This is a genomic window from Bizionia paragorgiae, from assembly GCF_900107625.1.
GTDB lineage: Bacteria > Bacteroidota > Bacteroidia > Flavobacteriales > Flavobacteriaceae > Bizionia > Bizionia paragorgiae.
Map to the genome: position 1 here is coordinate 1 of NZ_FNQK01000025.1, position 22,633 is coordinate 22,633.

A 22,633-nucleotide genomic window follows, 5' to 3' on the forward strand; every position below is an offset into this window, starting at 1 on the left:
CAAAACGGCAAACAACGCTATAAAGAAAGAAGTGTTTCTTAGAGTAGTAATAAAACTCCATATTGAAACAATAACAAGAAGAACTAATCCAATCATTGGGTCGAAAAGGCAAACTAATCCTGCAATCAATAATCTTATTATTACACCTATTCCATATATATTATAACCATAATTATCCATTGCACTTTTCCATAAAAAGTAACCAAAGAGGATTGAAAGTATTGGTATTCCTACTAATAACACTAAAGCTAAATCATTCATATTTTTTTTATTTAATTTATTCTTACTTCTGTTTACAGTCTTTTTTCAGAGTATTCCGACCCTATTATTAAACTAACTATGTCAGTCTACAATTGACAATTATTAAAAAAACCGTTCATAAAAAATCTTACAAACGGATTATTTGAAATCAATCTTCCTTAGATAACAATGCTATTGCATATCCCAAACAAGCGAGTCCACTACCAATAGCAATTGGTATAGCTAAACCAATACCAGCAGCTGTTGCAATTGCCAGACCAGCTCCTCCTCCAGCAGAAACTATTCCTGTAATTTTACCTAATTCATTTTTTTCTTCGTTTTCCATTTTGTTCTGTTTTTAATTTATTATTCTTCTAAATATTTTATCAAACCTGCAACCAATAAAGATGAACCAACACCAATAAGCATTGCATTAGCTTTGTTCATATTAGTATGTTTTGCAATCGTTAAAGATGCCACAGCACTTGCTGTAGAGATTTGATTAATAGCTTCAAAGATTTGTTGTTCATTTAATTCTGTCATTCTTGTTTTTAGTTTCATATGTTATTTGTTTTTGTTTAGTACAAAGATATTTTATGATATTCCCATATTTTGGGAAAATAAATTTTTATGTTTGTATTATGAGCGCAACAAAACGACAACTTCTATTATTAGAATTATTAGAAAATGCAGAATACATATCAGTTAAGGCTATTGAAATGTCTTATAAAATGGAAGGTTTAAAGTATTCTAAAAGTCAGTTTTATAGAGATATTGATTTTTTAAAAACAATAGGATATTGTATTGAAAACGATAATAGTGGTAATTTTAACTTAAATATACTTCTTTCTGATAATTACGACTTCTTATCTCATTATTATAAACATTTAGCGATGTCTAATTTATGTGAATCTGCAACAAAGCTTAATAAAGATTTTTTGAAGTTTATTGTATTTGAAAAAAACTCAACACTTCATAATTTTACGCTTTTCAATACAGTGTTTAAAGCTATTTGTAATAAAAACAATATTGAGTTTAAGCATACAAGCTATTATTTTCCTGATAAAATAGAAACCTATAAACTAAGTCCATTTTTACTTAAAGAATATAAAAACAGGTGGTATGTTGTTGGAGAAACAAGCAAAGGCTTTAGAACATTTGGATTGGATAGGATTAATAATTTAACGGTTCTTGATGAAACTATTTCTTCTAAATTTGAAAAAACTATTGCAATGTTTGACCACACTGTTGGTTTGAATTTTAGTGACTACGAACCAACTATTATTAAACTTTCTTTTCATAAAAGTCAAGAACCATACTTAAAATCTTTACCTATTCATTTTTCACAAAAGATATTTCCTGTTGTTGGAGATCGCTTTGAATTAACTCTTTTTTTAAGTTATAATTTTGAGCTTAAACAAGAATTATTAAAATATGGTCATTTTGTAAAAGTGATAAGTCCTCAATGGATAAAAGATGATTTTAAATTAGAGCTTGAAAACGCATTGAAATTATATGATTAATCTATTTATTAAATTTTTAGTTTAAACTCATTCCATACACATTACCACTTCGCTCCTATCGTCGCTTCGGGCAAAGCGTATTCCATTACATTTTTTAAGAAACATTTGAAAAGAAAAAAATAAGAAAAAGTAGTAATTTAACTTCGCTTTTACCAAAGCAAAGTTACATAACGCAGTACATTATAGTACAAATATATTGTGTGCAGTTTCCGTATAGCTGTGCTATTTTATATAATTGTAGATATGATTGCCTTTAGGCTCATATCGTCAACAATTATGTAAAAGGAAACCAACACGCCATACTTGAATAATTGTTCCTCATAGTTAGTATAATTGCACTATGTAAAATATTCCAGGACATTTTATTATTTAAGTCAATTATGAGCAGAGTCATTAAACTAATAAGCGGTTTGCTTTGCAAAGTTTTTTTAAACATTATGAAACGATTTATGAAATCGACTTTTTAGGAGATTCACGAACACATTTGAAGTTTCTGCAAATAATTAAATATGTGAGTAAAAATAAAATTCTAGGCACTTGTTATATTATTTAATCAATTACAACACAAAGGTGTTAAATATGTCATTTAGAGTTTTTTCTGGATCATCACATAAGCCCGAATGTGTTTTAGAACTTTGAATAATGGTACTTCTACAAGCGACCAACCAGCGGAATCTATCGGATAATTCAAAGGTTCCAATTTTTCCTCCATAAGGATAGCCTCCGCAAATATGTTTCCATGCTTTTAAATACTCTTCAATCATATCACATTCAATCTCTGTTGAAAAGGCCTTTAATTTATTTGGATTAACATGATATTTAATGCCAAGGAATTTTTTCCGTTTTGAAAAGAGGATAACGCCTACGTTAAAGAATTCTTCGCGTTCCACTTTAGGAACAACTCTAATAATGGCATATTCGAAAGTGTGTCTATCTTGCATTTTCGGCTTCTTTAACGAGTAGATCTATTTTAGCAAATCTAGTATTTATAAATTCAACATACGCTTCTCTCATATCGGAAGAAGTCATGGTGTCGGCTTCACTATACAACCAGTCTTCTGGAATATTTGAAACTATTTCTATAATTTTATCAGCGTTTAATAACTGCTTAATTTCTTTGGAAGCCTCCTCTAACTTTGTTGCACTTTGTAAAAGGACATGGTCTTTTATAAGAGGAAATGTTCTACTAAGATGATTCTCCCAGGTTTTCCAATCGTGATGAAAATAAAAACTAGCGCCATTATCTATAACCCAAAGCTCATGATTCCAATGAAGTAAATTGGTGTTTTTGGTTGTTCTGTCAATATTGCTAATCATACTATCTAATAAAACCACTTTAGAAGCTGTTAAAGCATCTACAGTACTCACTAGTGGATCGAAGGTTATCGCTCCAGATAAAAAATGTAAGCCCAAATTAAGACCAACACTAAACTTTAGCAAGTCTTGGATTTCCTCATCGGGTTCTGTTTTACTAAACGAATCATCTAAATTCATAAAAACCAATTCCGGAACCTTTAAATTCAGTGCTCGTGCAATTTCACCGCCAATAAACTCGGCAATTAATGCTTTTTTTCCTTGTCCTGCGCCTCTAAATTTCAAGACATACAGAAAGCCATCATCAGCCTTTACTATAGCAGGAAGTGAACCACCTTCTCGTAACGGATGAACGTATTGAGTGACATTTACGGTTCGAATATCGATTGTATTCATAAATTTTAAAAATGAGTAGCCTGTTTAGGGGACTAATTTAGTGAATACGGTACGTATATTAAAAGTATTGATTCTGTTCTTTTAAATTATGCTAAAATTAAATCGTATTACTCATTCCTCAGCTCAAAAAACAGGTCTCCGCTCCCCTATTACGGTTTTACTCCACTCACCACCGGATTATCTTGTATAGCGTGTTTGCTAAACTAATTTAACACATCATTTCTTGATTCATTTACCATTTTATAATGCCATAATCCTTTTGAGTAGATATATAGTCTTAAAGTGGTATTCCGTTTTTATTTGTTATATTGGTTTGAGAGATTTAAATGACACATCAAACCTGTTTTCAAACCTAGATGTAGTGCGTTAATTGATTTTGTTTTATTATATTAAAAACTGTTCTTAGGCTTGGTTATATATGATTTGATGATTCTCAGACACCTTATTTATGAAAGACCACCTGTTTTACACCAAGCTTCCAAATCATCAACAATCAGCAAAAGAGCTCCTGTCACAAATGGAAGTTTTTCAACGCATTCCTAAAGATTGGTATATTGTAGTTACAGACATAAAAGGCTCTACAGCTGCTGTAGAAAGTGGGTATTCCGAACTGGTAAACCTCATTGCCTCAGGTAGTATTATTGCTGCGCTAAACATCGCTTCTAAGTATGAGATTGATATTCCATTCTTTTTTGGAGGAGATGGTGCGACCTTATTAGTTCCTTCCGTATTACTTGGAGAAACTATGGAAGCTTTGAGTTTACACAAAGAAAACATAAAGAAAGAGTTTGCTATTAATTTAAGAGTTGGAAATCGTTCAGTGTCTTATGTCTACGAAAACAATCAAGAATTAAAAATTGCTAAGGCGAGAGTTAATACCTTGCATACTATTCCTATAGTTTTAGGTAACGGACTTCACTTTGCCGAAAATGCAATAAAATCTAATGATAAAGAGCTTAGTGTAGCAGATCCTTCAAAAGCTAGTTTAGATTTAAATGGTATGGAATGCCGATGGAATAAAATTCCTCCGCCAGAAAACTCAAATGAAGTCGTTACCTTATTAGTTGATGCTTTAATTGAATCGGAACAAGCTTCAGTTTTTCAGAATGTTTTAGAAAAAACGGATGAAATATATGGTTCGCTAACGCATAGAAACCCTATTTCTATACCTAAATTGAAATTAAATTTTGATTACAAAAGGATTAAAACCGAACTAAAAGCTAGTAATCAGAAACTAGGAATAATAAACTTTTTAAAGGTGTGGGTTATGGGAGTTATTGGAAAATATTATTATTTGCCAAACTCTAAGGGAAAAGCATATCTTAATGAATTAATACAACTCTCTGATATATTAGTTATCGATGGACGGATTAATATGGTCATCTCCGGGACAACTAAACAACGACAACTATTGATAGACTATTTAGATGGATTAGAAAAAGATAAGCGAATTATTTACGGTATTCATGTTAGTAACGAAAGTATAATGTCGTGTTATGTGCGCGACAGAAATGCTAAACATATTCATTTTGTTGATGGCGGTAGTAGTGGTTACACGAGAGCTGCTAAAGTCTTAAAAGAAAAAATACAACATAGAAGATAAGCGCTTAATCTTAAATTGCTTAGCGCTTCTTATTCATAACTATAGCTTACTCCAAATCGATCGTTTTGTTTTTTAAAACCCACTTACCATTAACTTGCTCACTGTAAGTGACTGTTATTTTATTGGGGCCCGTTTTTTTAAACACGTCGATAAGTTTTAGGTTTTTGTGAACGGCAGTATTAATATAAATGGGATCGCAAAGTCGTGTGCTAGTAACAGCATTAAAAACGTGTAAAGTTTTAGAATTGGGTTTTATATCCCAAAAACCAATGTCATCTGCACCATCACTATTAAGATCTTTTAAGTTTTCTAATTGTGATTTATACGCCCCTTTAACGTTTATGTCTTTTAGGTCCTTACTACTAAAAATGATGACACTGTTACAGTCACCGCCTTTGCAGGTTACAGGGCTGTTAGTTGTGGTATCTAATGGGGTAGATTCTAAGCGTTCTGGTGAGATCACATTCGCATAATCTGAGAGTCCATCACCATTAAAATCGCCAAAAAGCTGTCTGCTGTTAGTAATAATAGTATTGTTCTGACGGGCATTTGGAAAAATAGGAGCGTCTAATCCTTTAGCGCCTTTTGCCACGCCTTCGCTAATTATTTTAAAGGTGCCGTTTCTATTCATTACGGTAAGATATGAGGGGTACTCTGCTTCTATTCCGTTGTATTGAACCTGTTTAGTAAAGCTTACTAAATAGCTTCCCTTTTCTTTTATGATGTCTATCTTGTCGTTTAAAATACGCTGTGTGTACGAAGGAAATTGCTGAAACAATAAGGCTTTGTCATGCTGTACTTGAGCTCTAGTATATTCTAAGTCGTAATAGTTAACCACTTCCATATAGTCTCTACTAAGGAATGCCGATTTTAATTGTGTATGAGAATCGTTCCATTGTATTACAAACTTACGCACCTCTTTTTCGCCGTCAGGGTTGACCTCATTACAGCCTAAAAACAGTAAGACAAACAGGCAGGACATAAGTGGGATATACTTCATAAATTGATTGTAGATTAAATGTTAAAAAGGAATCCTAAATATACATGTTTTTTAAAGATTCTATGGGTATCTCTGGGCGTTAAATATATTAAATATCGAAACACGCTATGATTACATGTGGCGAATTTCAGAACAGGTAACCCGATATATTGGTCATCTAGAGGTCAATAAAGCATCTCACTTGGTTTTGTTGATGCCAAGGTTATTTGCTGTGGTAATAATGAAAATAAAATAATCACCCTTCTCTACGCAATACTTCTAAAGGAGAGCTTCGTAAAACGGTTTGTATATTACTTAGGCCAATCGCTAAAACCAACAGCGTTATTCCTGGTAAAAACACCACAAAAGGAATAACCGAGGGTAAAAAGGGTTCTTTAAACACGAATAGTGCTAAACCTAAACTGCTGATTAGCGCTAAAAGTAAGCCCACTAAGCTCCCTAACACACCTAAAAACACATATTCAAAAGCCGTGATTTGAAGGATTTGTTTGTTTTTAGCTCCTAAAGTTCTAAGCAATACGCTTTCTTTAATACGTTGGTATTTGCTGGTTCTTACCGATCCGATTAAGACAATGATTCCGGTAAGAATACTAAAGAAAGCCATGAAGTTAATAATCCACGACACTTTATCTAATATATCCTCGACTACGGTTAATACCTGACGTAAATCTATAACGGAGACATTGGGATAGGAGCGAACTAAATCACGTTGTAGGCTTGCTGAAACTTCCTCATTTGGAACTGCCGTAGTTAATACATTAAATTGTGGTGCATCCTCTAGCACCCCTTTAGGAAATACAATAGTAAAATTAAGTTGTATTTGCGACCAATCTACTGTGCGTATACTTCCCACCTTGGTTTCCATTAAAACCCCTTGAACATTAAACACCACTGGATCTCCAACGCTAAGATCGGCATCCGAAGCGAGATTGTCGGAGATTGAAATCACTACAGGGTCGTTGGGTTTTAATTCTGGTACCCACTCCCCTTTTTCTATGCTTTCGGAAGGCATTAGCGTATCGCGGTAGGTGGTTCTAAACTCATGATTTAGAAGCCAACGGCGAATGTGTCTGGTACTATCTTGTCGTATAGCATTTACCAGTCGTCCGTTTATACTATGCATACGCATGGTTACTAAAGGAATATTATTTAGTACAGGTAAGCCTTTTTCTGTAATACTTTTTGCAATGTCTTCTTGTTGATTGGGCTGTACATCGAGAACAATAATATTAGCACGTTCTGCACTTTGTCCCATTTCTGTTTTAGATAACAAGATGTCTTTTGTAAAATATAAAGTGCTTATTAAAAATGTTCCTAGACCAATAGCGACTACTAAGACTACAGTTTGGTTATTAGGTCTAAATAAATTTAGCAGACTTTGGCGTGCCGTAAAACTCCAATGTTTAGGAAAAAAAAGTCTTATCATTTTAATAAAACCTAAGGCTACACTTGCTAAAAGGATAAAGGTAATAACCGTTGCGCCTACAAATAACACAGCGTATACTATGTTTTGAATCAACCAAAACGAAAATAAGAATAGGAATAATAAAATAGCTCCGAAGACTAGCAATCGGATTTTTAAAGGTTCTTGAGGAGCTTTTTCATCTACTCGCAACACGTCTAGCGGCGAAACGTACCAGGTTCTTAGCAGTGGTAATAATGCAAATAAAACGGACATTACTAAACCTAGTAATACCCCAATGATTAGAGGTTGAATAGAAATAGATACGCTTAGAGCAAATGGTAAGAATTCTTGTAAAAGGTAAGGAAACAAAAACTGCAGTCCGATACCTATTAGCGACCCTATACATCCACCAATAACTCCAATACCAGCAATTTGAATCAGGTAGATAATAAAACTTTGCAATCGAGAAGCCCCCATACATTTTAAAATGGCAATGGCTTTTAATTTCTCTTTAATGTATATATGTACGGAGCTCGCGATCCCTATACAACCTAGTAGTAAGGCAATAAATGCGGCTAAATTTAGAAACTTACCCACGTTGTCATAGCGATTACCTATACGTTCTGTAGCTCCCGTATGGGTTTTAATATCCGCATTTTCGGCTTCTAGAAGAGGTTCTAAAGTCGCTTCTAGACGTTTTAAATTTAAGGTGTCTGCTGCCTTATAAAAATACTCATATTCTTTACGACTCCCAAATTGTATTAATTTTGTGGCTTCAACAAAACGATGAGGAATAATTACTGGTGGGGCTATCGAACTTGATAGTGCCGAGTTACCGGGAATGGATTTTAGTGCCCCAGCAATTGGCAAGGTGATTTCACCTACTTTTATGGAGTCCCCAGGTTGGATATTGAATTGAAGTAACAGTGTTGCATCTACCAATGCGCCACCCGATGTTTGATAGGTGGTTCCTGCCAATGCCGGCACTGTTTCTAAAGTGCCATAAAACGGAAATCCGCCATGCATACCACGGACTTGTACTAATTTGGTACCACCATTTTTAGGAAAGGCGATCATAGAAGCAAAACGGACTTCGTAAGCGTCAGATTTTAGAGAGTCGATAATAGCTTGAGCTCGCGGTGAGGGTTCCTGTCGCGAATCGATTTTATAATCGGCACCCATTAAGCTTTTAGACTGACTTTGGATATTGTCTTTAAGATTACTACTAAATAACTGAATGGATACTACTGCGGCAATGCCTAATATTATGGATGCCATAAATAATAGCAGACGTACCTTGCTGGCCTTAGCGTCTCGCCAAGCCATTTTAAAAAGCCAGTTTAATTGTAGGTTTTGCTTTAGATTGGAGTGTTTCACTGTACGCTGGTAGGTTGATTAGTTACTATTTTTCCGCCTTTAAGCTTTAATATTTGTTGGGTGCGGTTTGCTAATTCCAAATCGTGAGTAATTATAACTAAGGTCGTTCCGCTTTCGGTATTCAAATCTAATAAGAGCTGTATCACTTTTTCGCCAGTTTCCTCATCTAAATTACCAGTAGGTTCGTCGGCAAACAAGATAGCAGGTGCGTTGGCAAAAGCACGAGCTAAAGCCACACGTTGTTGTTCTCCACCAGAGAGTTGTGACGGATAGTGGTGCATGCGTTTTCCTAGGCCTACTTTTTCTAATAAAGCCTTACTTTTTGATGTGGCGTCTTTAGCTCCTTGTAATTCTAAAGGCACACTTACATTTTCAAGGGCTGTAAGCGTAGGTAGTAATTGGAAGTTCTGAAAAATAAAACCGACTTCTTTATTTCGTAATTGAGCACGTTGGTCCTCGTTTAAACGGCTTAAATCTTGTCCGCATAACTCTACAGTCCCAGCATTTGGTGTATCTAATCCAGCGCAAATGCCCAATAAAGTAGTTTTACCACTCCCCGACGGACCGACTATAGAAAAGGTTTGTCCTTGCTCGACATCAAAAGAGATATCGTGTAAAACCGTTAATTGTTTGTTACCGCTGGTATAAGTTTTTTCCAAGCCAGTAATCTTTAATATCTTTGACATGTAATTTTAATTTAAGATGACTTATGTCTAAGGCCCAAAATAATCATTTGTATTCAATTCTACAGACAAGAATAGGATCTAAAATCCTAAAGTTTTGTTATTTTATTAGCGCTTTTTTAATGGTGTCCTGTGGAGATACTTCTGCTAAGAAAACGACGGAAGCAGAATCTGTAATAGAGCAATCCGAACCGATTGAAGAATCGCTGTCTGCAAATAAAACCATTTTGTGTTTTGGTGATAGTATTACTGCGGGTTTGGGATTGGAAGATACAAATGATGCATACCCTGGGGTGTTACAACAACGAATAGATTCCTTAAACTTAGGGTATACGGTGATAAATTCTGGTGTTAGTGGTGAAACTACTGCTGGAGGTAGAAGTCGTATTGATTGGGTGATAAAACAAAAGCCTTCTATTTTCTTGTTAGAATTAGGTGCTAACGATGGTTTACGTGGTGTAGCATTAACCGAAACACAGTCTAATTTACAAGCTATTATTGATGTGGTTAAAACCAAAAGTCCTGAAACGACTATAGTTTTAGCGGGAATGCAAATGCCTCCAAATATGGGCTTAAACTATACGACCAAATTTGAAGCTTTGTTTTTAAACCTTGCGGAAGAAAACGATCTTGAGTTTATTCCTTTTATTTTAAAAGATGTGGGTGGTATTTCGGACCTTAATCAAAGAGATGGTATCCATCCAAATGCTGAAGGACATAAAATTGTGGCTAATAATGTGTGGGACGTCTTAAAACCTTTGTTAGATTATAAGGTAACGTCCCACTAATTGCTTTTATATTAGTAAGAAGGTTCTGGTCTTCCTTTAAGACGCTTTTCAATTTTCTGCTTTTTTGCAGTTAGGCGCTTCATCATATCCATAAGACTAGCGTCCTTAGACTTTTTGTAAAGCTCATTTAAGGCTAGTATTAAACGCTTAGCTTCTCGAGAAGCAACAACTCTATCACTAGTAGACATGTTGCTCATTTTTGCATTTTCAAATTCCAATGCTTCATTAATGATTTCCATATATTCAATAATTTGTTTATTGCATCTCCAAAATAATTAAACAAAGGCGGTTTTCAAAGCATATGCGATTGATTATGTCTATTTTGATATTGATTTGGATTATAAGGTCACTTTATTTGGTGATGGATTCGTACTACTTCCACCCTAAAGTTTCCTTTGAAACCTCCTTAAAAGCATTGTAACTATGGAATAGTCGTGCTTTTAGTAATAGTTTTCTACCATCCATATGGCGTGTGTAAAGTAATTTGTTTTTCCGGAAATAGTTGGTCCATTGTTTTTGAAAGGCCTCTGCATATTCCTTTTTTGAACCGAATAGCTCTGGAACGGGGTAGACATTTTCTAAATCGAAGCGTTTTCTAAATCGGTTTGTGTTTATAAGAACATACCGCGGAGCATCTATAGGCTCGATAAGCTCGCGGAGTGCTTTGGAAAATAATGTGTTTTCGAACGCCGTTGCTCCTTCAAGATAACAAGTAACATGACCGTTTTCAGAAACACTTGATAATACCTTAATAACGCTTTTGCTCGTTGTTAAATGACCTAATACATTTAAAGTTTCTATAATAGCACATCCCATTTTCTTGATTTTCCGATATAGGAATCCGTATCTGATATAGGTCATTAGTGCTTTGTAAAACTTATAACCAAAAGCGACAAAAAAGGCCGCTAGTAGCCCCTTGATAAAAATAAAAACGCCTTGCATAAATATGAGGTTAAAATGGGTCGCTATATATTCTACGTAAAAAAGCATCGCCCCAAATAAGAACTCCATAAAAAATAGCTGAACAGCATCGAAGTAATAGATTTGTTTTTGCTTTTTATAAGGCGTTTTGCTAGTATGTAAAATGGTAATTTCTTTGGTTAGTTTTGTTCCTTTACCGAGTGCTAAATCCCATTTATCTGCTATAAGATTTCGTTGTTTGGCTTGGGATAAAGTCTTTTTATTTAAGGTATCTAAATTTGCTATAGTGAGTTGATTTGGAAGGTTTAAACGATCAAAACCGTTAGAAATAAAAGGAATGTTGTTGTTGGCAATGCCTAAAAATGCTTCAAATCGACGTTTTAGGGTGTCTACTTCCCTACCCCCATCTAACTGTGTAGGGTCGATGCAGGCTAAATGCCATATATTACTAGTTTTTTTAAGTGCGTTCGGATCTTTTCTTATGGCGCGACCTCGCATTTGGTTAGACGATACAAACGATCCTACAAAGGAGGCTAGAATTAAACTGTTTATCGCTGGCGCATCCCAACCCTCACCAAGAAGCGCTTTTGTGCCAATAAGTACTTTTATATCACCAGCTTCGAAAAGCGTTGTTATATGATTTACTAGTTGGGTTTTTGATTGTCCTTTTGCCGAAACAAGCACGTGTGACGGGGTGTTTTTGATGGGCGTAAATTCAAATTCACTTTTTGGACTAATCGCTTTAAATGCTTTTAGAATTGAATGATGAATAATAACAATACTACCAGATAATACAGCAATTTCATTAGGGTTTTTACAACCTAACCTAAGATGATGAAAAATAGGTAATACACCAATTTTATTAATAGCTTTTAGATCCTGAGGTTCAACGTCTAAAAATTCTTTCCGTACATAATCGGTTAGAATTACACATCGCAAGTCTGTTGCTAAACTTTGCCGTTCTGTATTAACGATACTAACAATACTATTAAGTTTACTCGGACTGTTGGCTAATGATTTATAGATTAAATCGCCTCCAATAAAATCGACTTTTTTTCTATTAAAAACATGAAGACGTCGCAATTGCTTCTCTAATGTATAAAGGTATGCTTCGTCTGATATTAGTTGATTTCTATCGGTTACCAATAGGTTTTGAAAAAGGATGCTTAGCCAATGTAAATCGAGGTTTGGAATCTGTATCTTTTCGGCGCTCTCAAAACCTAAAACCTCTAGTTTTTGAGATTCAATATGCTGTCCGCTAGCATGGAGAAAAATAAGAATAGCCGAAAAATATTCGGTATTGGCATATAAATCTTCCAAATGCCAGTTGGGCTGTTTATAGAGGCGATGGTTGACTAAAAACGAAATAAAAGTCGTGTCTTGAAGCAGGCGATCGTTAAAATCGGCAATATGAATTCTAAAATCAGCTATGAAATTAATTTCTAGGTCATTGGGCTTCGAGAAGTAAACAAAGTCGTGATGCGGACATAAATCTCTTTCCTTTACTAAGTCAGGAACAGCTATTTCGTCATCGATATCCCCACAAAGTTCAAAATATTTTGATACTTCTGTACGACTACTATCGTATGGCGGTGTTGCTGTGAGTGCAACTATAGAAAAGTTGCTTTGTTGTTTTAACTTCATTAAACAGAACCACCACGCGTTTTTTAAGTGATGAGCCTCGTCTAATACAAGAGTTTCAATGTTGTGTTGCTTAAAGAAATTAAAATAAGCGGTTTTGTCCTCAAAACTTTGGTAAAACGCGAATAAGGCTTGATAGGTGGAAAAGGTGATGTCACCCGGTGTTTTTAAATCGAATGAATATGAATTATATGCTTTAGTCTCCGTGAAAAAAGTTTGAAGACGGTTTTCCCATTGATTTCTAATCGTTAGTGTTGGCGCAAGGACTAGCGTTTTTTGATCTAACTTCCTTAGAATTTCAATGCCTAAAATAGTTTTTCCCGAACCTGGCGGGGCGATTACATGAAAATGATGATCTGCAATATGATCTTCAAAATGAGTTAATAATTTAGCCTGATAGCTTCGCCAAGGAAATTTAAACTTTAAATCGTTAAAGGTCTTCAGCACGCTACAAGTTTTAAATAGTTTTTATTATGGAGTCGGTTATACCAAAATACAACCAATATACTCCTTATAAATAATGTTTAGGAAATCGTAATTTTAAATAGATTATGACATTAAATTAAATGCTATTTTAATACCCTGAATAACCATACCGGTTCCAATAATGGCGATTATTAAACCCATTATTTTTCCTATTACTTTAATAACATTGGTACCTACGAGTTTTACTATTAAATCACTTAGTCTAAAGGTTAGGTAGGTTAGTATGCTCATAAACATAAAAATACCTATTACCAATGCAATATGTACGGGTTCTACATTCGAAACAAAGTTCATTGCTGTAACAATAGTTCCAGGACCAGCTAAAATAGGAATGGCTAAGGGAGATACCGCAATGTCTTCATCGATATTGACGTTTTTTATACTTTTTACGTTGGATTGTTTCGATTGTAGCATTTCGAAACCTATAAAAAAGATTAAGATTCCACCAGTAATTTTAAATGCGGGAATGCTAATATTAAATAATTCAAAAATGAATTTTCCCAAAAGTACAAATACAGTGACTATAATAAAGGCTATAATATTCGCTCTTTTATTGATATCTCTTTTTGACTCTTTGTCCATTCCTTGGGTTAGGGACACAAAAACAGTCATATTACTAATCGGGTTGGTAATGGCAAAGAATCCTGTAAAGACTGTTATTGAAAATGTAATTAGGTTATCCATAGGTAGGAGAAAAATTTACTTTAAAAATAGCAAAACTACTTCTTTATATTTAAACTTTTTTTGATTTTTATGGATTATTTGAATTCTTTGATGACGCTGAACTATGTGGGATTTAGGTTTAAGGATACTATAAAAGCGGATTTTCCCTAACAGTTTTTGGAAGGACGCGTCTTTTGAAACGGTAATTTTTAATGTGATATTTGTCTTATTTTGGCATCTTTCTTCTTATTTCTTGAAATAATTCTTTAAATAACCCACGGGCTATTAACAGTTTCATAATTTCATTAGTACCAGCATAAATCCGCGCTACTCTATTATCGGCGTACATACGTGCAATGGGATAATCCCAAATATAGCCATAACCTCCAAATAACTGCAAACATTCATCGACCACTTTACTGTGCATTTCTGTTGCTGAATATTTTGCAATAGAAGCACTTTCGGCAGTAAGTTTATGTTTAGAAATTAATGGTGTGCAACGATCTAAAAAAGCCTGATGTAACTGTAGCTGCGTTGCGCATTCAGCAAGTTTAAATTGGGTGTTTTGAAACCCAGCTATAGGCTTATTAAAAGCTGTTCGTTTTGAGGTATAAGCAATTGTTTTTTCAAGGGCACCTTGAGCACCACCAATTGCGTTGAGAGCTACCGATAAACGCTCACGAGCTAATTCGGTCATCATGATTTTAAACCCCTCACCTTCTTTTCCTAACAAATTGGTTTTGGGTACCTTTACCTGATCAAAAAACAATTCACAAGTATCTTGAGCTTTCATTCCGATTTTAGTGAATGGTTTTCCTTTTTCAAAACCCTTCCATTTGCTTTCCATAAGTAATAAGGAGACGCCTTCGTTTTCTTTGCCAACATTGGTTTTTACGGCTACGATAGATAGGTCACTCATAAAACCATTGGTTATAAACGTTTTTTGACCGCTAACACTATAGTGATCTCCGTTATCTATAGCCTTAGTGGTAATTGCTTTAAGGTCACTCCCACAATTCGGCTCTGTCATACCAATAGAGGTGATTAATTTTCCGGTAGCCATTTGTGGTAAGTATTTTTGTTTTTGAGCTTCGGTACCATATTTTAAAAGATAAGGCGCTACTATATCAGAATGCAACGAAAACCCCGGTCCGCTCACGCCTTCCTTGGCGAGTTCTTCAATAAACAACGCATTAAAGCTAAAATCGAGTCCGCTACCACCATAATCTTCAGGGATATCCATACATAATAATCCTAAAGATCCAGCGCGTTCCCAAATCTCTCGGCTTACCATTCCGTTTTTCTCCCATAAATCAGTTTGAGGTAAAATCTCGTTTTTGATGAAATCTTGAATCATACCTTGCATCATGATGTGTTCTTCTGAGGCATATATTTCCCGGGGTAATAAAACAGTATCTAACATAGCAATGATTGGTTTTTGAAATTTTTCATTTACTTAAAGATAACTATAAATGCTATGCTTTTTTACGTCAGAAAGATTTTTGTGAGATTCAACTCTAGAAACGCTAATTTTATAGATCCTTATAATTCCCATATTCTGTATCATAGACAAGAATTTTTCAATTACGCGATTCTCAGGCAACCTCAAAAGTTGGATTTATAGGATTGGTATAGAATTAAAAATTAGAGCATAAAAAAAAGCCCATCAACTTAGTTGATGGGCTCTCTTAAAAAACTTAAAATATATATTAGATAACTTTTACGTTAACTGCATTTAATCCTTTGTTTCCTTCTTGTAAATCAAATTCAACATCGTCACCCTCACGGATTTCGTCGATTAATCCTGAAATGTGTACAAAATGATCTTTGTCTACTCCTTCTTCAGTGATAAATCCAAATCCTTTGGTGTCGTTGAAAAATTTTACTGTTCCTTTACTCATAATAATTGTAATTAATAATTTAATAATCTAATTGCAAAGATAGTGCCAATAATTATATAACACACTATAAATAAATTATAATCTGTTAAAATAATTTTAATAGTATTTATAATTTAATAATTCTTAAGGTGTTTCTGCCTTTTCATAATCGGTGTATCCTTTTGCGCCTGTAGTATAAAAAGTGTCTTGGTCCCATGCTGCTAGATCTAAATCATATTCAAAACGTTCAACCAAATCTGGGTTAGAGATAAATAACTTTCCATAGGCTACGAGATCAGCATGCCCCTCTTCTATTATAGTATTTCCTTTTTCTTGGTCGAAAGCGCTATTTATTATTAGTGTACCTCTATATATAGGACGAAAATGTTTTGCAATATTGCTTACTGCAAAGGGCACTTTGGATACATCTGTAAAAGGTTCCGATAGGTGAACGTAAGCTAAATTGTATTTATTTAACTCCGTCATAAGATATTCAAAAGTTGGTATGGTTTCTTTATCTAGCGTGATACCGAATAAACCATGTAGGGATGGATTAAACCGTACTCCGATTTTCTCCTCAGGGATAACCGTTTTCATGGCCTCTATAACTTCAAAAAAGAAACGTGTTCTATTGACTATATTTCCTCCGTAGTCATCTGTTCTAATATTAGAGCACGGACTAAAGAATTGGTGGAATAAATACCCGTTGGAAGAATGAATTTCTACACCGTCAAAACCTGCTTTTATGGCATTGGCAGCAGCCTGCTTAAAATCGTTAATAGTCGATTTAATTTCATCGGTAGTCATTTCTCTCGGCGTAACAGTATCTTGAAAGCCCTTTGGTGTAAATGACTGTGTATTCGGATTAATGGCTGATGGTGCTAGCGGCAGTTCGCCATTGTGAAAGTCCGGATGCGAAATACGCCCCACATGCCATAGTTGCATAAAAATTTTACCGCCTTTATTATGAACGCGTTGTGAAACTTGAGACCACCCCTTAATTTGATCTTCAGAGTAAATACCTGGAGTATGTATGTATCCCACCGCTCTTTTAGATACCGGAGCGCCCTCTGTTATTATTAAGCCTGCCGATGCACGTTGCTCATAATATAAACCATGTAATTCTTTACTAGGGATATTACCTTCCTTATTAGCTCGACTACGGGTCATAGGCGCCATAACAACTCTGTTGCTTAGCTCTAAGGATTTAGTGGTGTATGGTGATAATAAGTGCTGTTTGCTCATTCTATTCAATCTTTTATTTGTCGTATAATTTGCTTTAAGTTATAAAAGACAAAGTTATAAGAACTAGCGTTGAATAGAATTATTCTGATGTAATTAATATGGATTTAACTTATTTAGAAACTTTATCAAGGCAGTAATGTGTTAAAAATTATACTTCATTGAGAGTATTGTTAGTCCCATAAAAAAAAAAGAGATGAATTTACCGTTTTTAAATGGAAGACTTCTAGAATATTTTGAGTTATCTATCATTGAATTTTTGGTATGAATGTTCATTCGAGTTAGATCGCATAGAAATTAACTGAACTATATTGTAATTATATTAATTATGTAATTAATGTGAGTTAAAAATAAATATATGCAGGTAATTATGTGGTATTATTTAAAGTATTGTTAGTCTATTTTAATAATTTATAAGAATAATATGTTTTAAAAAACCTTGTTTAAAGAAAAAAAACAAAATAATTTGAGATCAAAGTAGATTTTATCACAAATAAAAACAAAATGTTTACAACATGTTGATTAGTAGTATTTAATAAAGTATTTAAAAAATTTATAATTGATAATTTACCTATATTTTTATTAATAACAACAAGAGAATAAAATATTTTATTGTTGTTTTATTCTTGATTTTTAAGCAGCTATATAATTGTTATTCAGCGTTTTAGGTGTGTATTCGTGTCTTTGAATTTGAGAGTAGAAATATTTTTATTTGTAATTATGTTATTAACTCAGGATAAAAAAAACAAATAGATAGGAGAATATTGTTTTGAACGAGTATATTGGCGTTTTAACCTAATTTAACAGCGTCTAACCGATTAAAACACAATTTCTCCGATTAAAATGCAGTTGGATAGTTGTTTTTTTTAATAAATTGTATAGATTTGTTAAAGTAATATTAATAGCCCCAAAAAAAATGAAATTAAAAACTACTTTTTTTACCATGGTGTTTCTTCTAACCTTAAGTTTAGGGTTAGCTCAAGAAAAAAAACAGTCTCCTAAGTTAATAAATGGAAATGTGAGTATCTCTAAGTATCACAGTCCAGAGGAATTAAATCGATTAACAAAAGGAGATTTACTAATCCTCTATGTAGAGCGTATTGAAGTAATTGTAAAAATATTACCAAATATCGCTTTTGCAACAAAACCTAATGTTACTATGGCAACTTTAGGAATCCCAGAAACGAAGGAGAATAAAAAAGCATTGGAAGAAAATCTTAAAGCTTCTGATGATTATTTTGCAAGTACTATTGAGTATCAGAAAACAATTTTACCGTATTCTGACTCTCGAGATTTAGTAGCTGCAATTTTATTTTATGAAAATACTTTGAAGTCTCTTCATACCTATAACGACTTTGCTTCTAATTAAAATTACGAAGCTAAATCAATCAATTTTTTTGTGAATAACATAATTAATGATGTCGTGACTGTTTATGTATTAAACTTTCCTGACCAATTTTGAAAATGCACAAAGATTTGTTGCTTGTTTTTATGTGGCTTTTTTAGAGCATTATATAGGGCATGATTCTTTATAAACTCTTCTGATAATACCTGAATAGAATTTACAATTATGAAAAAAAATACTTTATTCACCCTGTTTTTAACACTTACTCTTGGTTTTCTTTACGGACAACAAGAAAAAGGTATAACTGGTTATGATAACTGGTTAAGAAATTGGACTGATTTTTCGCCAAACAAAGCGGAATATGCTTTACCGACTCAAATACTTAGTGGTAACATTTCTAAGGATACAAAACTATATAAGAAAGATATCTACTTACTCTATGGAGATGTTTTTGTTACCGACAGTACGACCTTAGAAATAGAACCAGGTACTGTAATAATGGGTGATTTTAAAACCAAGGGCTCATTAATAATCAGTAAAGGTTCTAAGATTGTTGCCGAAGGAAGTGTTACAGATCCTATTATTTTTACCTCTAGCCAAACCGTTAGAAAACCGGGTGATTGGGGTGGGATTTTCTTGTTAGGTGATGCTCCTATAAACTCTGGTAATAATTTAATTTTAAATTATGGGTTGGACACCAGTTCAGCGGGAAATATAAGTTACGGTGGTGAAAGTATAAGTAGTAATTCTGGAGTCTTAAATTATGTAAGAATTGAATATGCGGGAAGACGAACTAAGAACTTTGGGTATTTTAATGCATTAACGCTAGCAGGTGTTGGTTGTGATACGTCATTGAATAACGTAATGATTTCTTATTGTGATGGTGATTCTGTATCTGTATTAGGCGGAGATGTACTTCTAAATAATTTCGTATCCTATAGATCTAGTAGTGATGATTATAAGATTAATTACGGTGCATCATGTAAAATAACTAATTCATTAGCAGTTAAATCTCCTTATGTTTCAAGAGCTGTAGGATCAAGAACATTGCATGTTCTTAATCACGACGAAAATACGGTTGCGTTTACGTCAAAAATAAAAACAAAGGTTGAAGCTGAAAATCTAACGCTTCTTAACCAAAGTAATAATTTAGAAAATGATATTAAAATCGGGTTAGTAAATGAAGCTATTTATATTGGTGATGATGTCACGTTTAAATTGGATAAAAGTGTGATCTCAGGCTTTAACCCAGCTGTAATTTTCGATCGCAAAATTATAATTAATAATGAAAGTCTAGACCAAATTGTATTTACTAGAAATTATTTCAATAATTGTAATGGTAATATATATGTTAAATATAAGCCTAATAACGAGGATTTAGAGAACTGGTATGGTAATAGGATCTTTAATAATGTATATTCTAAAGGCCCTGATACAGAAACTTTTATTGATTCTAAAAGTTTAAGTAATCCGGATTTTCGTTTGAGGATTAACCGTATTATTGCGACTAATAACGATTAAATTAAAGATTTTAATCTAGTCTATTTTTTCTGATACTTAAAAAAGGTGTTGTACTGCTATTATCCCCAAGGATTAAAAACTAAGAATAAATAACGCTATTTCAATGTATTTTAAAAAGACAACCTATAAGTTATATTTCTTATTGTGTTTTATATTTGGGTTTTCAATACAATCAGCATCTTCACAAATGCTTATTGGGAAACCTACTTTCTCGTTTACTCAGGTCTGCGCTAGTGATGGATTTAATACGTATTCAACTACGTTTAACTTTAACCCTACTTCTGCTTTAGAGGCATCTAATCAATTTTCAGTAGAATTATCAGATCCAAACGGTGATTTTTCGAATGCGAACACTATTACAACACTTTACACCTCTGCTCCTGGTGAAATTATGACTTCGCCGACTACGGTGAATTTCTCTTTTCCAGAAACTATTGCTGGTGAGAATTACGCATTACGTATTAGGAGTAGTGCCCCAAATATTACTAGTAATGCATCCAATACTTTTGCGGCGTATTATAAGCTTCATAACTCTCCTTTTACTATTAATAATATGGTGCCTACAGTTACTTTTTGTGCTGGTGGTAGTTACCTTTTAACTATCGATAATCCAGGATCAGGTAATAATGATTCCCCATTAAACTATCCGTCGTTGAGTTTTAAATGGTATAAAGAAACCGGACCAACGACTTCAATTTACGTTGCAGACGGGCCTTCGCTAAGTGTCGTTGAAGCGGGGACCTATTTTGTTGAAACAGATTATGGTTCGTGTTCGTCTAATTCATTTTCAAATAGGGTTGCCGTTGATGTAGCAAATTCTGGGCAAGTTCAAACGTCAATTACAGCGAGCTTAGGCTCTGTGTTTTGCCCTGTTCAAGGAGCAAATACCTTAAGCACTAGTTCCGGGAATAGTTACAAATGGTACAAAAATGACATAGAAATTATTGGCGCAACTAGTCAATCGTACGACACGACAGAATCTGGTGTTTATAGTGTTGAAGTGAACTATGGAGGATGCTCTGCAATTGCATCTATAGAAATCGAAAGTCAGATGTTTGACGCCGAAATTAATGTTGATCAAGAAAATATACTTGAAGAAGATGAAAGTTTGTACGTATCTATATCGAGCACCGCAAATAGTCCAGAGTACAGTTGGTACCTCAATGGTGTTCAAATTTCAGCGATGACTCAAGACAGTTATGATATCGATATCGCAGGAAACTATAAAGTTGTGGTTACAGAAACTGATGGTTGTGCGGCTTCAATTGATTTTTATTTTAAAATTATAAAAGATTACGATTTATTTCCTGATGTAGATAATATTCCTAATCTAATAAGCCCTAATAATGACCATATTAATGATACTTGGGTATTACCGACTAAATATATTTCCGGAACTAACACACAAATAACTATTTACTCTAATCGCGGTGAAATTGTTTATCAAACAAATGAATACCTTAATAGTTGGCCAGAAGAAGATTTAAATCTTAAAAGTGTTAATCAGGTCTATTATTATGTGATTACTACTTCAAATAATGAAGTTAAAAAAGGTTCGATAACAATTATTAAGTAATATGAAAAGATATATCCTCATTCTATTGTTACTTGTTACCACAATTCAGTTGTCTTATTCTCAGGAAGAAATAAGCGACGGGGTTGTTGCGTTTAACCTACCACTAAGAAACTCTCTAACATTTAATCGTTTTGCGATACATCCTACTTTTACTTTTGTTCGCGAACAGGATAAGTACATTAATTTCTCTAATAAAAGAGAATGGGTTCAATTCGAGAACGCACCACTCACCTATCTAGCTGGTTATTCTGGAAGATTTGGAGAAAATATAGGGGCTGGAGTAAGTGTTTTTCAACAAAATTATGGCGTACTCACCACATTTGGGGGGCTTTTAAATTTCGCATATAATGCTAGATTGGATAGAGAAAGTAACTTAACGTTTGGACTTAATATTGGTGCTTATAAGAGCGGATTAAATACCGGACACGTTGTAACCAATTTTGATGATCCTTCTATTGATAATGTACCGGAGAATTTTTTAATAACAATTAACCCCGGAATTAATTACGGTATTGGTTTCTTAGATTTTGGTGTTTCTCTTAAAAATAGTGTTACTTATAATATGGAGTCTTCTGCTATGATTGAAGATAATCCAAAACAAGGTATACAAGGACATTTAATGTATACGGGATATATGGATGTAAGAGGGTTTTTAGAAGATAGTAAAGTAACCACCTTAGTTAAGTCTGAATTTCAATCAGATGAAACCATACTTTCTGCAATGGCTATGATTACTGTTCCTAAAGGGATTTGGGCTCAGGCAGGTTATAACACATTATATGGGGCTTCCGCAGGCCTTGGTATTAATATTTCACCTCAAATAGCTTTAGAATATAATTATGAAAAAGCTTTAGGGGATTTAACAGATTTCGGACCTTCTCATGAGTTTTCTATTGCGTATAGATTTGTGAGCACAGAATACTATGATTATAGTAGTGGTGATGAAGTGGCTGGATTGATTTCTGGAAATAATAAGAAAAGAAAAAGATCTAAGGTTACTAAAAAGACAATCGATCGTAAAGCATTAGC

21 protein-coding genes are annotated in these 22,633 nt (G+C 33.8%); 7 read left to right on the forward strand and 14 right to left on the reverse strand.

Annotated elements, in window-relative coordinates; all coding sequences use genetic code 11:
• The 3 genes from BLV64_RS13740 to BLV64_RS13745 form a co-directional block, all read right to left on the reverse strand.
• Nucleotides 1-261: hypothetical protein (locus BLV64_RS13740; protein WP_143034178.1), on the reverse strand; the 261-nt coding region annotated here is incomplete at its 3' end.
• 148 nt (nucleotides 262-409) lie between these two features.
• Nucleotides 410-586, reverse strand: a complete 177-nt coding sequence (locus BLV64_RS14590) for a hypothetical protein (protein WP_177165340.1) — start codon at nucleotides 584-586, stop codon at nucleotides 410-412.
• Between the two features lie 20 nt (nucleotides 587-606).
• Nucleotides 607-801, reverse strand: a complete 195-nt coding sequence (locus BLV64_RS13745) for a hypothetical protein (RefSeq protein WP_092136554.1) — start codon at nucleotides 799-801, stop codon at nucleotides 607-609.
• Between the two features lie 80 nt (nucleotides 802-881).
• Here BLV64_RS13745 and BLV64_RS13750 point away from each other — a divergent pair, with 80 nt between their 5' ends.
• Nucleotides 882-1,763 (forward strand): helix-turn-helix transcriptional regulator, encoded by an 882-nt coding sequence (locus BLV64_RS13750; protein WP_177165341.1) that lies wholly within the window; start codon nucleotides 882-884, stop codon nucleotides 1,761-1,763.
• A gap of 557 nt (nucleotides 1,764-2,320) precedes the next feature.
• Here the strand turns inward: BLV64_RS13750 and BLV64_RS13755 are convergent.
• Together BLV64_RS13755 and BLV64_RS13760 are read right to left on the reverse strand one after the other, a co-directional pair.
• Nucleotides 2,321-2,704: a DUF3037 domain-containing protein gene (locus BLV64_RS13755; RefSeq protein WP_092136558.1), complete on the reverse strand. Its 384-nt coding sequence runs from the start codon at nucleotides 2,702-2,704 to the stop codon at nucleotides 2,321-2,323.
• Nucleotides 2,694-3,473, reverse strand: coding sequence for a HipA family kinase (locus BLV64_RS13760; protein ID WP_092136560.1), 780 nt, complete (start codon nucleotides 3,471-3,473; stop codon nucleotides 2,694-2,696). Before BLV64_RS13760 ends, BLV64_RS13755 begins: the two co-directional genes overlap by 11 nt.
• Nucleotides 3,474-3,921: 448 nt before the next feature.
• On the opposite strand from BLV64_RS13760, the gene BLV64_RS13765 reads away from it, so the two are divergent.
• A complete protein-coding gene (locus BLV64_RS13765) occupies nucleotides 3,922-5,076 on the forward strand; it encodes a DUF3095 family protein (RefSeq protein ID WP_092136562.1) in 1,155 nt (384 codons plus the stop codon).
• Between the two features lie 46 nt (nucleotides 5,077-5,122).
• On the opposite strand, the gene BLV64_RS13770 is transcribed toward BLV64_RS13765, so the two are convergent.
• From BLV64_RS13770 to BLV64_RS13780, 3 genes are all read right to left on the reverse strand, one after another.
• On the reverse strand, nucleotides 5,123-6,076 hold the full coding sequence (locus BLV64_RS13770) for a hypothetical protein (protein WP_092136564.1): 954 nt from the start codon (nucleotides 6,074-6,076) through the stop codon (nucleotides 5,123-5,125).
• A gap of 235 nt (nucleotides 6,077-6,311) precedes the next feature.
• Complete coding sequence (locus BLV64_RS13775) at nucleotides 6,312-8,807, reverse strand: ABC transporter permease (protein ID WP_092136566.1); 2,496 nt, start codon at nucleotides 8,805-8,807, stop codon at nucleotides 6,312-6,314.
• A 47-nt stretch (nucleotides 8,808-8,854) separates the two neighbouring features.
• On the reverse strand, nucleotides 8,855-9,544 hold the full coding sequence (locus tag BLV64_RS13780; RefSeq protein WP_092136568.1) for an ABC transporter ATP-binding protein: 690 nt from the start codon (nucleotides 9,542-9,544) through the stop codon (nucleotides 8,855-8,857).
• 23 nt (nucleotides 9,545-9,567) lie between these two features.
• On the opposite strand from BLV64_RS13780, the gene BLV64_RS13785 reads away from it, so the two are divergent.
• Nucleotides 9,568-10,329 (forward strand): arylesterase, encoded by a 762-nt coding sequence (locus tag BLV64_RS13785; RefSeq protein ID WP_092136570.1) that lies wholly within the window; start codon nucleotides 9,568-9,570, stop codon nucleotides 10,327-10,329.
• 11 nt (nucleotides 10,330-10,340) lie between these two features.
• Here BLV64_RS13785 and BLV64_RS13790 read toward each other — a convergent pair whose 3' ends face one another.
• The 6 genes from BLV64_RS13790 to BLV64_RS13815 form a co-directional block, all read right to left on the reverse strand.
• Entirely contained in the window at nucleotides 10,341-10,568 is a 228-nt protein-coding gene (locus BLV64_RS13790) for a hypothetical protein (protein WP_092136572.1), read from the reverse strand.
• Between the two features lie 133 nt (nucleotides 10,569-10,701).
• Nucleotides 10,702-13,338: a DEAD/DEAH box helicase family protein gene (locus tag BLV64_RS13795; protein ID WP_092136574.1), complete on the reverse strand. Its 2,637-nt coding sequence runs from the start codon at nucleotides 13,336-13,338 to the stop codon at nucleotides 10,702-10,704.
• A gap of 102 nt (nucleotides 13,339-13,440) precedes the next feature.
• Nucleotides 13,441-14,061: a MarC family protein gene (locus tag BLV64_RS13800; RefSeq protein WP_092136576.1), complete on the reverse strand. Its 621-nt coding sequence runs from the start codon at nucleotides 14,059-14,061 to the stop codon at nucleotides 13,441-13,443.
• 205 nt (nucleotides 14,062-14,266) lie between these two features.
• A complete protein-coding gene (locus BLV64_RS13805) occupies nucleotides 14,267-15,463 on the reverse strand; it encodes an acyl-CoA dehydrogenase family protein (protein WP_092136577.1) in 1,197 nt (398 codons plus the stop codon).
• Nucleotides 15,464-15,749: 286 nt separating this feature from the next.
• Complete coding sequence (locus tag BLV64_RS13810; protein ID WP_092136579.1) at nucleotides 15,750-15,941, reverse strand: cold-shock protein; 192 nt, start codon at nucleotides 15,939-15,941, stop codon at nucleotides 15,750-15,752.
• A 123-nt stretch (nucleotides 15,942-16,064) separates the two neighbouring features.
• Nucleotides 16,065-17,165, reverse strand: coding sequence for an alkene reductase (locus BLV64_RS13815; RefSeq protein WP_092136581.1), 1,101 nt, complete (start codon nucleotides 17,163-17,165; stop codon nucleotides 16,065-16,067).
• Between the two features lie 913 nt (nucleotides 17,166-18,078).
• Between BLV64_RS13815 and BLV64_RS13820 the strand changes: the two genes are divergently transcribed.
• From BLV64_RS13820 to BLV64_RS13835, 4 genes are all read left to right on the forward strand, one after another.
• Nucleotides 18,079-18,531, forward strand: coding sequence for a hypothetical protein (locus tag BLV64_RS13820; protein WP_092136583.1), 453 nt, complete (start codon nucleotides 18,079-18,081; stop codon nucleotides 18,529-18,531).
• Between the two features lie 201 nt (nucleotides 18,532-18,732).
• Complete coding sequence (locus tag BLV64_RS13825; RefSeq protein WP_092136585.1) at nucleotides 18,733-20,028, forward strand: hypothetical protein; 1,296 nt, start codon at nucleotides 18,733-18,735, stop codon at nucleotides 20,026-20,028.
• 103 nt (nucleotides 20,029-20,131) lie between these two features.
• Nucleotides 20,132-21,604, forward strand: a complete 1,473-nt coding sequence (locus BLV64_RS13830; protein ID WP_092136587.1) for a T9SS type B sorting domain-containing protein — start codon at nucleotides 20,132-20,134, stop codon at nucleotides 21,602-21,604.
• 1 nt (nucleotide 21,605) lies between these two features.
• Nucleotides 21,606-22,633 (forward strand): PorP/SprF family type IX secretion system membrane protein (locus BLV64_RS13835; RefSeq protein ID WP_143034179.1); only part of this gene is annotated, 1,028 nt, incomplete at its 3' end.